The organism is Herbinix luporum, assembly GCF_900070325.1.
GTDB classification, from domain to species: Bacteria; Bacillota; Clostridia; order Lachnospirales; family Lachnospiraceae; genus Mobilitalea; species Mobilitalea luporum.
In genome coordinates this window covers 1075816-1091372 of record NZ_LN879430.1, presented here as the reverse complement: position 1 = coordinate 1091372, position 15557 = coordinate 1075816, and the positions used below count along the sequence as shown (strand labels likewise).

Annotated in this window: 13 protein-coding genes; all 13 read right to left on the bottom strand. The window is 35.0% G+C overall.

Features of this window, described 5'->3' with window-relative positions:
• Nucleotides 1-2: 2 nt before the first annotated feature.
• Nucleotides 3-1103, bottom strand: coding sequence for a GerAB/ArcD/ProY family transporter (locus tag SD1D_RS05000; RefSeq protein WP_058257910.1), 1101 nt, complete (start codon nt 1101-1103; stop codon nt 3-5).
• Nucleotides 1104-1112: 9 nt separating this feature from the next.
• Nucleotides 1113-1301 (bottom strand): hypothetical protein, encoded by a 189-nt coding sequence (locus SD1D_RS04995; RefSeq protein WP_058257909.1) that lies wholly within the window; start codon nt 1299-1301, stop codon nt 1113-1115.
• A gap of 19 nt (nt 1302-1320) precedes the next feature.
• Nucleotides 1321-2430 carry a Ger(x)C family spore germination protein gene (locus tag SD1D_RS04990; protein ID WP_058257908.1) on the bottom strand — a complete coding sequence of 370 codons (1110 nt, stop codon included), beginning with the start codon at nt 2428-2430 and terminating at the stop codon, nt 1321-1323.
• A complete protein-coding gene (locus SD1D_RS04985; protein ID WP_058257907.1) occupies nt 2427-3878 on the bottom strand; it encodes a spore germination protein in 1452 nt (483 codons plus the stop codon). Before SD1D_RS04985 ends, SD1D_RS04990 begins: the two co-directional genes overlap by 4 nt.
• 151 nt (nt 3879-4029) lie before the next feature.
• Nucleotides 4030-4305 carry a DUF6514 family protein gene (locus SD1D_RS04980; RefSeq protein WP_058257906.1) on the bottom strand — a complete coding sequence of 92 codons (276 nt, stop codon included), beginning with the start codon at nt 4303-4305 and terminating at the stop codon, nt 4030-4032.
• 265 nt (nt 4306-4570) lie between these two features.
• Entirely contained in the window at nt 4571-8116 is a 3546-nt protein-coding gene (gene nifJ / locus SD1D_RS04975) for a pyruvate:ferredoxin (flavodoxin) oxidoreductase (RefSeq protein WP_058257905.1), read from the bottom strand.
• Nucleotides 8117-8130: 14 nt separating this feature from the next.
• Nucleotides 8131-8325, bottom strand: coding sequence for a CDIF630_02480 family spore surface protein (locus SD1D_RS04970; RefSeq protein WP_058257904.1), 195 nt, complete (start codon nt 8323-8325; stop codon nt 8131-8133).
• A 197-nt stretch (nt 8326-8522) separates the two neighbouring features.
• On the bottom strand, nt 8523-9374 hold the full coding sequence (locus tag SD1D_RS04965; RefSeq protein ID WP_058257903.1) for a DegV family protein: 852 nt from the start codon (nt 9372-9374) through the stop codon (nt 8523-8525).
• Nucleotides 9375-9589: 215 nt separating this feature from the next.
• Nucleotides 9590-10234: a cyclase family protein gene (locus SD1D_RS04960; protein ID WP_242955255.1), complete on the bottom strand. Its 645-nt coding sequence runs from the start codon at nt 10232-10234 to the stop codon at nt 9590-9592.
• 25 nt (nt 10235-10259) lie between these two features.
• Entirely contained in the window at nt 10260-11768 is a 1509-nt protein-coding gene (gene zwf, locus SD1D_RS04955) for a glucose-6-phosphate dehydrogenase (protein WP_197687600.1), read from the bottom strand.
• Nucleotides 11769-11841: 73 nt separating this feature from the next.
• Nucleotides 11842-13251: an NADP-dependent phosphogluconate dehydrogenase gene (gene gndA / locus SD1D_RS04950; protein ID WP_058257902.1), complete on the bottom strand. Its 1410-nt coding sequence runs from the start codon at nt 13249-13251 to the stop codon at nt 11842-11844.
• 264 nt (nt 13252-13515) lie between these two features.
• Nucleotides 13516-14568: an NAD(P)H-dependent flavin oxidoreductase gene (locus SD1D_RS04945; RefSeq protein ID WP_058257901.1), complete on the bottom strand. Its 1053-nt coding sequence runs from the start codon at nt 14566-14568 to the stop codon at nt 13516-13518.
• Nucleotides 14569-14883: 315 nt separating this feature from the next.
• Entirely contained in the window at nt 14884-15477 is a 594-nt protein-coding gene (gene rbr / locus SD1D_RS04940) for a rubrerythrin (protein ID WP_058257900.1), read from the bottom strand.
• Nucleotides 15478-15557 lie beyond the last annotated feature (80 nt).

The window sequence follows — 15557 nt, the reverse complement described above, 5'->3', positions numbered from 1 at the left end:
CCTTAGAACTGTTTTTTAACATTTTTATGTTTTAGCAAAGATAATAATCCAAGTATCATAGGTATTATATATTGAAATACCAAATTTACATTAACAATTAAATTCTCATATATGAAATTATATTCAAATTGAGTGGTGCTTATATAATAGGTTAAGTAATATATAATTATTCCTAGGGGCAGGAACAAAAATCCCCTTTCCTCAATGTCAAAGAGCCAATCTATTAACCGTAACAAGATTAAAAACATAATACATATGGTTATAAAATCGGATAAGACACACATAATAGTAACTATTACTTCAAATCGTTCAAATATATTAAAAAATGAAATGCTCTTAACTGTTATATAAAAAGGAAAGGGCAGGTTTTTAGTTAGATTTGCTCCGGTAATACCAAAGGTAAAAATAGTAATTACAAAGGTAAAAATAACAAATACGATTGAACCAAGCCAAAATTTCCTTATCTGTTTTTTTGTAAGAGATATTCCTATTTTATCTGAAAAAAACAATATAAGAATTAAATTACCACCCACAGCTAATATATCTTTTGATGCTTTGATTGTGGAAGGTAAGTTAATAGTTGATACGGGAAGTAAATAATCGGTCCTTAATCTACTTAGGGCACATAATAAAAATATAGCTATTAGAAGAAAAATCGGTCCCAGGGCTAATTCTGAAAAACGAAATATTGTTTTGCTACCCCTAAGAAGGGCATAATAAACTAGTAGTAAGATTACCAGCATAAAAAAATCGGATCTTGTTTTAGGCATTAAGGTAAATTGTAATGTTAAGGAATAAGCATTAATCTTAGCTGATAAGAATAAGATTATCCAAATTATATATAGGAAAATAAAGGTTTTAGCAAAAATCTTACCCCCCATATAAACCATAATTTCATAAAGATTTAGCCCCGGATAGGATCTAATCAGTAATAAGATTATGGCCGATAATGGAACTATAACCATTAAAGACCAAAATGGACTTAAATACCCACTTCTGCCCGCTTGCTTAGCTAAAGCTGTAGGAACTTGTCTTAATACCGGTGATAAAGATATAAAAAGATACATAAAAACTACCTGTCGCATAGTTATTAGCTTATTCATATAGTTACCTCATTTCAAATATTTTTCCAAAATATATGCTATACTTGGAACATATGGATAAATCATACGGACAACCCCCAAGGCTATCCCACATACTGATAAAATCAAAAACAAAACAAGATTTCTTTTCTTATTAAGCAATATATCCTTATGTTTCATAAAAGATATAATCAGTAAAGATCCAAAGACATAAATCATTTTTTCCTCCCTCCACAATCTAACTTTCATTACCCATAATAAAGGATTTTGTTATCTTTGATTTAATCTCAAAATCATATTGAACTTCCGAGATTCTTTCATTCCAATTTTCTTTTAAGCTTTTCCACCTTTTATTCTGTTGATTTTCCAAAAGCCGACCAATCTGCAGTATATCCCGGCCATGTTGAATTGAATAATTAGTTGCCTTTTTTAAAAGTTCTATAATATACTCATTTTGTTTATCAGTAAGCTCCCTTAAAGATTCACCGGAAAAAATCATCTGATTAGTATTAACTTCCTTTACCATAGTTTCAAATTCCAGATGTATTAATACCTTTATCTGATTATTCTTAATTGTGGACTTCAACTTACATTTGGAATAGGATATGGATAATCCCACCTTATTTTCAATATAAATTGGAAAGGCCCGAATTATATCTTTAATAAAATTTATAGCCGATGAAGTTTCCATATCCAAATAATCAGCCAGTTTAAGCTGATCAATTACTGCATAGCCTTTAAGAAGAAAGGCATTTTCTTCTGTTATAAGATAAGGAATTAATACACTGGCCGTCTTTACTTCCATTTCATTAAGTATATTAACTAAAGTATTATCATTTCTAGTAATTAACTCTTCTTGTTTTTGTTTTACTGCTTCTAAATCCTCATGAACAGTTTGTCCATTTTCTATACTATCCTTGATAAAATCCTCAGCATTATCATCCTTAATAATAAATATTAAAGATTCCATTTTAACAGTTTCATCCCTAGATAAAAAATCTAAGCAGACATCTATACCGTTATATGCAGCCTTATCTCCGATTAAAAAATATCCGGTATTAGCTATGGAAACTGATTTTTTATTCTTTAATTTTAAAGATTGAAGGGCCTCATAAGGAGTTTGGCCTCTTCCTTGAGATATTTCTTCTTTGCCTGCCTGGCCGCTTTCTGCATCTGCCCCCTGATTTGAGCTATAAATGGCTGTCAAAACATATTCTCCCATAGAATAATCTATACCTAATACATGTATAAAATTAATCTCATCAATTTCTCTACGGTTCATATCATGGCTACAACCCCATAATCCCCAAAATAAAACAGACATTACCAGTATAACTATTTTCTTCATTCAATCTCAGCCTTCCCATCATTTTGTTTTAAAGGACCTTTCTTAAAATATTTTATAGGAAACCGAAATAGAGTATCCCTTATATTCCTTTCCTCTACGTCCACAAAAGGCCATATATAAGCTGTTCCGTAGTTATCCAAACTACACAAATGAGTTATTAATACTATTAATCCCACAACCAGTCCAAAAAAGCCTCCTACGGCTGCTAAAATTGCCAGTATAAATCTAGTAAGTCTAATTCCACTGCTTAAATCTTGGTTTGGCATAATAAATCCTGATATTCCTGCCAAAGATACAATAACTACTACTGCAGGAGACACCAAATTGGCAGCAACGGCTGATTGGCCTACTACAATACCCCCAAGAATTGACATGGCGGTTCCTACCGCTTTTGGCAACCTAAGTCCGGCTTCTATTAAAATTTCAAAGGAAATTAAAAGTCCCAAAACCTCTGAAGCGGAGGAAAATGGTACATTTTGCTTTGCTGCTTGAGTTGATAGGGCTAATTGTACCGGTAGCATCTGACTTTGATAGGTGGTGGCGGCAATATAAAATGCCGGTAAAAATAAAGTAATTATCATTGATAAGTACCTAATTATCCGCAGGGAGGAGCCTATTAAAAAATGATTGGCATAATCATCAGGGGACTGCATAAGCATTGGAAGTTGGCAAGGAAGAATATATGCAAAGGGAATTCCGTCAACCACTAACACCACTCTTCCGTCTGATAAATTGGCAGATACCCTATCCGGTCTCTGGGTATACATTATCTGTGGAAAAATACTATGTTTATTTTCCACTAAAAACTCCTCAATAAAGGCCGGAGTCGAAATATTGTCTATATCAATACTGTTTATGATTTGACGTATTTTATTTACAGTTGAAGAATCTGCTATATCACTTATATAGATTAAGGCCATATCGGTTTTTGACAATTTACCGACACTTAGGGTTTCTACTACCAGCTTCTCAGACCTTATCCGTCTTCGAATCAAGGCCGTATTCATTCTCATTACTTCTATAAAGGAATCCTTAGATCCCTTCATAACATTTTCTTCAGTTGGCTCTGAAACTGAACGTTTTTCAAATTTTCGTATATCATAAACAATTGCCTTTTCTTCTTTATCAAAGATCAAGGCCACCATACCACTAAGTACATACTTTAGTAAGAGATTATAATCAGTCTCTTCTTTGGTAAATACATGGTAGGCTCCGCCTTCTAAAAGGTAGTCCATCATTTGCCGCTCGGTTTTGCACTGTGATAAATATGGGTCAAATTTTAAGGATTTAAAGACGGCAGTATCAAACAGTTCTTGATTTATTAAGCCGTCTACGCAAAATAAATGTACAATTATATTATTTTGATTTATTTTAATCGGCCTTATAAGCACATCGCCGCTTTTTGAAAACAATTTCTTAAAAACTTCTGAATTTATTCTCCCATCCATTTTCATCCTTCTTTCTTAGTAGATTTAAACCAAACCTATACATCTATATTTTCCTAACACTTCCCTAAATATACAATTTTAATTAAATAAAAGAGACCGAGAGATTCCATAATATTAGGAAAACTCACGGTCTCTAGCTATGTACTTGTTATTAATATGTTAGGCTAATTGATAAATCTTCAATTAAATCCTTGATATGTATTGGAGCTGCCATTCCTTTTGCCAGGATATGAAGTATAGTTTCTGCTTCTGTCTCATCTTCCGTAAAATTTTCTACAAGGCAATAATTATTGGGCTCCTTATTATTGCAATTCATCTTAATGCATTCTAAGCTATATAGTGCATTTTTAAAAAATAGATTATAAATAATTTCAACATCCTTATTTGCCCTAGTATTAACTGTCGTTTTTAATGACTTAATAAGCACTGCTGCCACCTCTTTGTGTATTTTTATTATAATTATATCAAAAAAACAATAATTTTCATACAATTAATAATGCTTTTTCTTATGTAATTTATTGAAATGTCACCACCATAATCCAATAAACTTACATTTACTTGTTGATTATTGATAGTTATTCCAATCATAATACTCACTTCAAATAAATTTTATGGTAATCAGTTTGTTTTTACTAAAAAAAGGGGCAGATATCTTATAAATATCTTTACCCCTTTATAGTTTTTATAAATTACTATACCTGGATAGGTTCCTGTTCAGCCATCTGTTTGTAAATAGCATACTTTTCCTTTGCTTGTTTTTCTGCCTGTTCAAATAGTTCCTCAGCCATATCGGGAAATGCCTTCATCAGGGAACTGTAACGGACCTGCCCCATTAAAAAGTCCCGGAAGCTTTCTGTAGGTTCCTTAGAATCTAGAATAAAAGGATTTTTTCCTTCCTTCTTAAGCATGGGATTATATCTATACAGATGCCAATATCCTGATTGAACCGCCTTCTTAATATTGGCCATACTGCGGCCCATGCCTTCTTTTATACCATGGTTAATACAAGGAGAATAACATATAATCAGTGATGGGCCTTTATAGCTTTCTGCTTCCCGTAAAGCCTTAATCAGCTGGGTATTATCTGCATTAATACCAACCTGAGCAACATAGACATTGCCGTATGTCATCATCATTCTGCCCAGATCTTTTTTACCTTGTTTTTTACCGGAAGCAGCAAATTTTGCTATGGCTGCAGTAGGAGTAGACTTTGAGGCCTGACCACCGGTATTGGAATAAACCTCAGTATCAAATATTAATACATTTACATCTTCTCCCGAAGCCATTACATGATCAAGTCCTCCGTAACCTATATCATATGCCCAACCGTCACCGCCCACAATCCAGATAGATCTTTTAACTAAATAATCCTTATTTTCCTTTATATCATTAACCATGTTCATAATTTCTATATCTGTTGAAGTAAAGTTCTCCAATACGTCCAGTACCTTTTTGCTGGCTTCTTCTGAAGCATCACTATCATCCTTATAATGAATCCAATCATGGAAAGCTTCTTTAACCTTTTCTTCAATATTCATTGTATTTAGCTTTCTCATAGTATCTTCCAATTTATCTCGTATATGCTTTACAGCCAAATACATACCGAAGCCAAATTCGGCATTATCTTCAAAAAGAGAGTTGGCCCAAGAAGGTCCTTTGCCTTTTCTATTAATTGTATAGGCCATACTTGGTGCAGATGAGGCCCAGATGGAGGAACATCCTGTGGCATTGGCAATCATCATTCTTTCACCGAATAATTGGGTAACCAGTTTAATATAAGGAGTTTCACCGCAACCGGCACAAGCACCTGAAAACTCAATTAATGGAGGCTTAAACTGACTGTCTTTAAATGATTGACCATATGAAAGGTTTTCTTTAAAACTGATACCCTCCATGGCAAATCTCCAATTTACCACTTCTTTCTCCACTTGAGTTTCAAAAGGCTGCATAATAAGGGCTTTTCCTTTGGCGGGACATACGTCTGCACAATTACCGCAACCGGTACAATCTAGGGGACTGATTTGTATTTTATAATGTAAGCCCTCATAAGCCTTTCCTGTGGCTTTTTTTGTAACAAAGGTCTCAGGGGCCTTTTGTAACTCTTCTTCATCCAACAAAAAGGGCCTAATAACAGCATGGGGACATACATAGGCACATTGATTACACTGGATACAACGCTCCATAATCCATTCAGGAACATTAACCGCTATGCCTCGTTTTTCATAGGCCGTAGTTCCGGAAGGAAATGTACCGTCTTCTATGCCGGAAAAAGCACTGACAGGCAGCTCCCCTCCTTTTAAATTAGACATAGGTCTCATAATCTTTTCAATAAATTCAGGTTCTTTAACCTTTTCTTCTTTCTCATCCTCAGCCTCTATCCAGTTTTCCGGTATTTTAACCTCTTTGACTGCCATAATACCCTGATCAACAGCCTCATGGTTCATCTTAACTATATTTTCACCTTTTTTACCGTACATTTTATGAATTACATCTTTTAGCTCCTTCACATAGACATCTTCAGGAAGCAGTTTAGTCAGTTTAAAGAAGGCTCCTTGCATAACCATGTTAATTCTGTTGCCAAGTCCGATATCAGAGGCAATTTTTATGGCGTTAATTATATAGAACTTGGCCTTCTTCTTTGCCAGCTGCCTCTTCATATTAGCAGGCAGATTTTTTTCCACTTCTTCCTCATCCCATTGAGTATTTAGTACAAATGTGCCCCCGTCTTTTAAGCTTTCTAGCATATCATATTTATATACATAGGATGGATTGTGGCAGGCAATATAGTCTGCATGGTTGACCAGATATGTGGATCGTATGGGTTCTTTTGAAAAACGTAGATGGGATACCGTAAGTCCTCCTGATTTTTTAGAATCATAGTCAAAGTATGCTTGGACATTTAAATCAGAATTATCACCGACTATTTTAATTGCTTGTTTGTTGGCACCTACGGTACCGTCGGATCCAAGTCCCCATATCTGACAGGCATTCATATCTTCCTGTTCCCCGTTTATTTCTTCTTTTATATTTAAGGAAGTCTTTGATACATCATCTATAATTCCTATGGTAAAGGAGTTTTTAGGTTGATTTTCTTTTAAGTTTTCATAAACGGCAGCAATATGGCTAGGAGTTGTATCCTTTGAAGCCAGTCCATAACGGCCACCTACAATTATAGGAGGATTACTTATATCTTTATATGCTGAACATACATCTACGTAAAGAGGTTCTCCTACAGATCCCGGTTCTTTAGTCCGGTCTAAGACTGCAATTGCTTTTACTGTCTTAGGTATAACCTCTAAGAAATGTTGCACAGAAAATGGTCTGTAAAGCCTTACCATAACCAGCCCATATTTTTCACCTTTACTGTTAAAATAATCTATGGTCTGCTGGATAGCCTGAGTTACGGAACCCATGGCAACAATTATATATTCCGCATCCTCAGCTCCATAATAATCAAAAAGATGGTACTGTCTTCCGGTTCTTTTTGCCATATTATTCATATACTCTTCTACGATAGGAACAATATCATAGTAAAATGGATTTGCAGCTTCTCTTCCTTGAAAATATATATCTGAGTTTTGTGCCGTACCCCTAAAAAAGGGATTATTGGGAGAAAGTGCCCGGTCTTTAAAGTCCCTTACCGCCTCCATATCAAGAAGCTCACCATAATCTCTATACTCCAATAATTCTACCTTTTGAACCTCATGGGAAGTTCTAAATCCGTCGAAGAAATGGATAAAGGGTAAGCGTCCCTTTATAGCTGCCAGATGAGCTATGGGAGCCAAATCAGCCACTTCTTGAACGGAGCCGGCTGCAAGCAAGGCACAACCTGTCTGTCTTACTGCCATCACATCTTGATGATCACCGAATATACTTAGGGCGTGGGTTGCAATAGCTCTTGCACTTACATGAATTACCCCCGGCAGTAATTCACCTGCTGTTTTGTATAGGTTGGGAATCATTAAAAGCAAGCCTTGGGAAGCTGTAAATGTGGTAGTAAGAGCCCCGGCCTGTAATGAACCATGAAATGTGCCGCTGGCACCTGCTTCAGATTGCATTTCCACCACATTAACCTTTTGACCGAAAATATTTTTTCTTCCGTTGGCAGCCCATTCATCAGTTATTTCAGCCATGCCGGAAGAGGGAGTTATGGGATATATGGCTGCCACTTCCGTAAAAGCATATGCTGCATATGCGGCTGCTGTATTACCATCCACTGTCATCTGAATTTTTGCCATACTATACTCTCCTTTTATAATCTACTACCATTATCTACCCATTCCTTGGCTTCTATAACATCTTGCTCAGAGGGTTTACCAACCTGGTCCACCTTATAATAGCCCTCAAAATTCTGCCAGGCTGCTGTCCCTTCCTTGTTTGTAGGATGAATTTTTCCTAACCTTTCATTGTTGTCACCCTGAAAATTAAAATGATCTTTACTCTTCATAAGAAACCTCCTTTATAACAATAAAAAATAATCATAGCTTTGATGAATTCTGCTAAAGTACAGTGTTTCCTTTTTTACTCATATTATTAAAATAATTTTTGGATAAAATAAAAAAGCCGTTTCATAATATCCTAGGACATATCTTACCTATTATTACTTTATGAAACAGCTTTAATTTTATATTTTATTTACTTGATTTATTTACTTATATATAAAACTCCCAATGTATTAGGACCACAATGACTGGATATAACACCACCGGCACGGGTTATAAGTATTTCCTTAAATATGTTTAAGTCTTCAAGATACTGTCTAATTTCCTCTATTATTTCTTGGTCACATCCGGAATGAGTAATAAACACCCTATCATTATCGGCATTTAGAAGTTGTTTCTCTTTATCGTGAACATATTTTAAGAGGGCAGATTTGATATTGCCCCTATATTTCTTTCCTACAACCATTTTACCTTCTGTTACCATTATCTCCGGCTTTAGTTTTAAAGTATTGGCAAGTAAGGCAGTTACACCGGAACATCTTCCTCCCCGATGAAGATAAGTAAGAGTATTTACAACAAAGCTAGCTCTTACTTTATCCTTAATTTCAGAGTTATCATTTAATATTTCCAAAACAGTAGATCCTTTTTTTGCCATCTTTGCTGCACGAAGTACCTGCAATCCTATACCGGTAGAAAGATTTTTTGAATCAACCACATAAACTTTATCGTAATTTAGATTTTGAGCTGCCAGCCTTATTACATTACATGTTGCTGACATAGATTCAGAGATTCCAAAGAAAATTATATCTAATCCTGCATTTACAAAAGGTTCTAAAAAAGAAACAGCATCACCTATAGTTGGGGCGGCGGTTTTTGGTGTTTGACCGGTTTCATCGGACCATCGGTAAATTTCCTCAGGAACTAATTCTAAACCATCTTTCTTAGTTATCTCTCCCATAGAAATCATTAATGGTAAGACACTAATATCATATAACTCTAATAAATCATGTGATAAATCACAGGTACTGTCTGTCACAATTTTAACTCTACTCATTTGTTTCTCTCCTTTTTATCCGATGAAAGATAAATTTTTCACTCAATTTATATTATTTTTATGACTTTCCGGATTGTTTTTTGATAATATAAAATTATGATAGAGTGAAAAATGCCCCTTGTCAACCTAATTAAGTATTATTCATTTCTATTTATAATTTTATCTATGACAGAACATTTATTATTAATCATTATTTAAGCAAGATTTCATATAATTTACTTTGATTTTATTAAGTAGGCCCTAACAGGTGCTGCTTCTGCCCCAGGTATAAGTATAGGGGCTGCACTAAGGAGATATTCTCCCTCTTCTATATCTTTAAGCCTTAGCCCTTCAAGTATCATAATATCAGCATTAAATAAACTTATATGGGTTTCATGGTCAGCTTGATCTCTTTCTATTCCGAGAGCATCAATACCTACCCCTTTTATATTTTGCTTTACCAGATAATTTGCTCCGCTCTTATGAAGGTATACAAAATTATTTTCTAAAATATCTTCATAGGAATTTCTGGTTTTTAATAAAATAAAATCCCCTTCTTCAATTGAAAACTTGGCTAAATCCTTATCTGTAATTTTTTCCTTGACATCGGTAAGATCCAGCACTTTACATTTGGTTACTACCCGGTCTAGCTTTATTTTTTCTAAAGTATAACCCTGTGGTATCATATGAAGAGGGGTATCTAGATGAGTTCCTGTATGAAGATTAAACTCTAACCTTGACTCATAAGATGAACCGGTAGAAAAATCACTGTCAAGGCTGATAATCGGCCTTTTAAAATCTTTACCCTTATATACGGCCATGGAAGGAGTAATGGCCATAGAAATATCATAAATTTGCAAAGAATTTGTATCGATAATCATATTTTCCTCCTTTTTTACTTTCCTTTTATATGTTCCACCATCTTCTTCCGTCCTTTGCTAAAAGCTCAAAAGCCCTAATAGGACCCATAGAGCCGGCATCATAGTTAGGGAATTTAAGCTTACTTTGTTTTCGGTACCCGATAATCTTATCAGCCACCGTCCAGGCTGCCTCCACTTCATCCCATCTAGAAAATAGGGTGGAATCTCCTCTTAAAATATCGTATATCAGCCTTTCATAAGCCTCTGGAGTATTTCCTTGTATGGGACTTGCATAAGAAAAATCCATCTTTGTAGTAACCAGATCATGATGGGTACTAAAATCCTTAGTATTAAATTGAAAGAAGACTCCTACATTTGGTTGAATTCGTATAACTAAAAGATTGGGTTCCTGAATATTGCTGTCTTTAAAATACAAGATATTTGGAAGTGCCTTAAATTGAATCACAATTTCTGCTCCATAGGTACCTAATCTTTTACCGGTTCTTATATAAAATGGGGTACCTGCCCAGCGAAAATTATTGATATGAAGCTTTAAGGCAACAAAGGTCTCAGTCATAGAATCCTTTGGGACATTTTCCTCTTCACGATAGCCCTGAACAGGGACACCATCTATAATCCCCCTGCCATATTGGCCAAAAACTATATTATCCCGAAGAAACTCTGGGCTTATCTCTTCTATGGCTTCAATAACCTTAAGTTTTTCCGTTCGAATAGAATCTGTATCTAATTTAATAGGAGGTTCCATGGCCACTAATGATAATATCTGCATAATATGATTTTGCACCATATCCCGCATGGCTCCAGAGTTTTCATAATACCCTCCACGGCTTCCCACACCTAATTTTTCTGTCAAGGAAATCTGTATATTATCAATAAACTTATTGTTCCATAAAGATTCAAAGATCAAATTACCAAATCTTAGAACCATTATATTTTGAATCATTTCTTTACCCAGATAATGGTCTATTCTATAAATATTACTTTCATCAAATACCTCAAGAAGCTTTTGGTTAAGTTGTCTAGCTGTTATTAAATCTTTTCCAAAGGGTTTTTCAATAACAAGCCTACTCCATGCCCCCTCTATTTTGGTCATCTTACTTTTATAAAGTCCCTGTACAATGGTTTCAAAATACTCAGGAGCAACTGCCAAATAGTAGATTCTATTGCCCATTGTACCGGCTGCTTTATCTAGCTGATATAAATAGTCTTTTAGTAAAGAATATCCCTCAAGATCCCTAAAATCAAAACGGTAATATTTAATCATATCATTTAAAATAGCCCATTTATCCGGGTCTACTTTATTTCTGGAGTGTTTATCAATGGAAGTTCGCACTTCATTACGGTATTCTTCTTCTGTCTTGTCTCTCCTACCGATAGAGACCACACGAAACTTCTCCGGCAGTAATCCGTCTAAGAGCATATTGTATAAGGCAGGCATAAGCTTCCTGTGAGTCAAGTCCCCGGTACCACCGAAAATCACCATAATTGCAGACAAATTATTTTCTCCACCTATCATATTATTATTTACTATCATTGGTATTCACTCCCTTCTTACAAGGATTCTGTTTATGGTTTGTTCACAGTTTGTTTACCCTACCCGGTAGCATCTACCACTGGGTGTGGAAAACACCTTCTTTATCTATACGCATATAAGTATGTGCCCCAAAATAATCCCTTTGTGCTTGTAGCAAGTTCATAGGAAGTTGAGCACTGCGGTAGCTGTCGTAATATGCCAAAGAGCTACTAAAGGCCGGTGTTGATATACCGTAGGATATGGCTGTGTTAATTACTTTTCTCCAATCTTCTTGGTAGCTACTTAGGATTTCATTAAAATAATCATCAAGTAAAAGGTTAACTATATCTTTTTTCTTATCATATGCTTCCATAATTCGATTTAAGAATTGGGCTCTTATAATACAGCCTCCCCGGAATATTTTTGCTATATCACCAAGATTTAAGTCCCAGTCATACTGCATGGAAGCTGCTCGCATTAAGCTAAATCCTTGGGCATATGCAATTATCTTACTGGCATATAAGGCTCTGCGAACTGCTTCAATAAATTCTTCAGCCTGCTCTTTAGGAAATGGCTTATTACTTTCCGGTCCTTTTAATACCTTATGGGCAATTACTCTTTCTTCTTTCATTGAAGATATATATCTTTCATATACAGCTGTGGTAATAGTAGGAGTCGGTACCCCAAGCTCCAGGGAAATCTGTCCGGTCCATTTTCCTGTACCCTTATGACCTGCCACATCCAAAATCATATCTACCAAATAATTACCGGTCTCAGGATCCTTTTCTTTAAATATATCAGCAGATATATCAATCAAATAACTGTTTAACTCACCCTTATTCCATTCTGTAAATATTTTATGAAATTCTGGGGCCGTAAGATTTAATGTATTCTTTAAGATGGAATATGCTTCACAAATCAGTTGCATATCAGCATATTCAATCCCATTGTGAACCATTTTTACAAAATGACCGGCACCGTCTTTGCCTATATAAGTAGAACAAGCATCACTTCCCACCTTAGCCGATATATCTCTTAGTATCTTTTCCATAATCTTATAAGCTTCAAGGCTTCCTCCGGGCATAATAGCAGGACCGCTACGTGCCCCTTCTTCTCCTCCCGAAATACCCGTTCCAAGATAATGGATACTCATATCTTCTAATTTCTTACTTCTATCTATGGTATCAAGGTAATTAGAATTACCTCCGTCCATTATTAAGTCTCCTTTATCAAGTAGAGGAATAAGTTTATCTATCATATCATCTACAGCCCTACCTGCCTTAACCATTAAAATAATCTTTCTGGGCCTTTCAAGGGCTTCTACAAACTCTTCCAAAGAATAGGTGCCTATAATATCCTTATCTTTGGCCTCCTCTAATAAACTATCTGTTTTTTCTCTTGACCGATTATATACAGCTACAGAATATCCATGGTCTGCTATATTAAGTGCAAGATTTTTACCCATAACGGCTAATCCGATTACACCAACTAGCTTTTTTGACATAATAATTCCTCCTATTAAGAAACTTTAATCTACAACAAGTTTTATATGCAATAATCAACCAAAGTACAACTTCTTTTATTATATGTTAGTCTGTAAAATCATATCCAATCTTAATCCCCATAAGAGATAAGATATTTTAACATTTTTAATATAATCATTTAAATGAAATTTTCCTTTATAGGAGTATGCTAAATAAATCAAATTACTTCTGTGACTTAAATCACATATGGCTATATATCTAAGTAACATTTTATTATTAGTAAACTAAAATACTAATTCTTCAAATATTTCCTTAACCGTAGTTATTTTATTAAGCCTGTGGGTATTATCTCCGCAAAAAACTAAACCTTCGTCAATATTGCCTTTTACAGCCTCTATTAATGCCTTTGTAATACAATATGGTATTTCATTAGGATTACAGCGTTCCAGACAATTGAAGCATTTTTTTACAGGAAGCTTACCCTTTGCAACTTTTTTTACAAAGGGGGTCAAAACTGCTCTACCGGGCATTCCAACAGGACTGTCAATTATAACAATATCTTCCTTTCTTGCATTAATATAGGCCTCTTTAAATTCTTTACTGGCATCACATTCATTTGTTACCACAAATCTGGAAGAAATCTGTACTCCGTCGGCACCTAGGGAAAGGGCATGCTTAATATCATTCCGATCATATATACCCCCAGCCACAATTACAGGTATTTTTCTCTGATATTTCTCCTCAAATACCTTAATATAATTTTTTATATCTTTGATACTTGTATCAAAATCGGAAAGATCACCGGCTAGTTGCTCCTTAGTAAATCCCAGATGACCTCCGGCCCTAGGTCCTTCTACAACAATAAAATCGGCGCATCTTTTATACTTTTTATCCCACATCTTTAATATAATGGAAGCTGCCCTTAAGCTGGATACAATAGGGGCAATTTTAGTATTATAACCCTTAACCAAGTCCGGAAGTTTTATGGGAAGCCCGGCTCCGGATATAATAACATCCGCTCCTGCCATGCAGGCCGCTTTAATATAGCTTTCATACTGTTTGGTAGCAACCATAATATTAACACCTACTATTCCCCCATCAGCTATGCTTCTGGCTAAGTCAATATGCTTTTTTATAGCTTTTAAATTTGCTTTAATGGGATCCTTTTCAAAATCAGGCTCATCGTATCCTATCTGAGCCGTTGATATAATACCTATTCCCCCTTCTTTTGCCACAGAACCGGCTAATCTCCATCTGCTTATTCCTACTCCCATTCCCCCTTGAATAATTGGTATCCTTACTTTCAAATCACCTATGATTAATGGTTTCATATTCATGGCCTACCTCCATATAGAGCTAAAATGTATTTATAAATACTTTGATAATCAAACTATTTATTTGAAAATATCCGGTATTAATACCGGAGTTGTAATTATTATAACAATATGAGGATTTACTGTCAATATATTATAGTTTTACTATCCCCTACACATAGTTTTAGTTACTACATAAGCAAAATAAGTGCAAAATTACCCTGATTAAGCATTAAATTTTTCATTTAATGGAATTAGGGTAATTTGCACTTATTTTAAAGACTTTTGGCTAAGTATATTTTTATATATTTGCAATAACTCTCATCAGTATTAATCAGATTAACTATATGGCGCCATTTCAAGCCTTATAAAGAATCCTCTATTATGGTCACAGACTGGGCATATTTTAGGAGCTTCTTTTCCCCAATGTATATGGCCGCAGTTTAAACACATCCATCCTATTTCCTCATCAGCTTTATAAAGCTGATTCTCCTCTAGTAACTGAGCAAATTTTGCAAATCTATCACCGTGAGTTTTCTCAATCTTTGATATCATATGAAAAGATGAAGCAATATCAGAAAATCCTTCTTCTTTAGCAATATCTCCAAATTTCTTATATACAGGATCATATTCTTCATATTCGTTATGCTGAGCCATACGAAGTAGCTCTACTAAATCATCGGTAATATCTACCGGATATGAACCATCAACATGAATATTTTCTCCTGCCATCTTCTTCATATGATTATAAAAAATCTCTGCATGCTCCTTTTCCTGATCTGCTGTAAACCTAAAAATTGCTTCAATAACATGATGGCCTTGCTTTTTTGCCTGTGAAGCTGCAAAGGTATAGCGATTTCTTGCCATACTTTCTCCTGCAAAAGCTCTCATCAGATTATCCTTAGTCTGACTGCTCTTAAAGTCCACTGCCATAGTATAACGACCTCCATAATTGGTTTCTTTTAGAAGTATTCCCAATAATATTGGTCCTATACCTTAAAAAATACTGCTAG

Bases quoted from the DNA above. Each gene is read 5' to 3' on its own strand.
- zwf (WP_197687600.1), bottom strand. From the start codon at position 11,768: ATGATAGTAAATAATAATATGATAGGTGGAGAAAATAATTTGTCTGCA.
- nifJ (WP_058257905.1), bottom strand. From the start codon at position 8,116: ATGGCAAAAATTCAGATGACAGTGGATGGTAATACAGCAGCCGCATAT.
- SD1D_RS04995 (WP_058257909.1), bottom strand. From the start codon at position 1,301: ATGATTTATGTCTTTGGATCTTTACTGATTATATCTTTTATGAAACAT.
- SD1D_RS04945 (WP_058257901.1), bottom strand. From the start codon at position 14,568: ATGAATATGAAACCATTAATCATAGGTGATTTGAAAGTAAGGATACCA.
- rbr (WP_058257900.1), bottom strand. From the start codon at position 15,477: ATGGCAGTGGACTTTAAGAGCAGTCAGACTAAGGATAATCTGATGAGA.
- SD1D_RS04965 (WP_058257903.1), bottom strand. From the start codon at position 9,374: ATGAGTAGAGTTAAAATTGTGACAGACAGTACCTGTGATTTATCACAT.
- SD1D_RS04985 (WP_058257907.1), bottom strand. From the start codon at position 3,878: ATGGATGGGAGAATAAATTCAGAAGTTTTTAAGAAATTGTTTTCAAAA.
- SD1D_RS04970 (WP_058257904.1), bottom strand. From the start codon at position 8,325: ATGAAGAGTAAAGATCATTTTAATTTTCAGGGTGACAACAATGAAAGG.
- SD1D_RS04990 (WP_058257908.1), bottom strand. From the start codon at position 2,430: ATGAAGAAAATAGTTATACTGGTAATGTCTGTTTTATTTTGGGGATTA.
- SD1D_RS04960 (WP_242955255.1), bottom strand. From the start codon at position 10,234: ATGATTATCGATACAAATTCTTTGCAAATTTATGATATTTCTATGGCC.
- SD1D_RS05000 (WP_058257910.1), bottom strand. From the start codon at position 1,103: ATGAATAAGCTAATAACTATGCGACAGGTAGTTTTTATGTATCTTTTT.
- gndA (WP_058257902.1), bottom strand. From the start codon at position 13,251: ATGTCAAAAAAGCTAGTTGGTGTAATCGGATTAGCCGTTATGGGTAAA.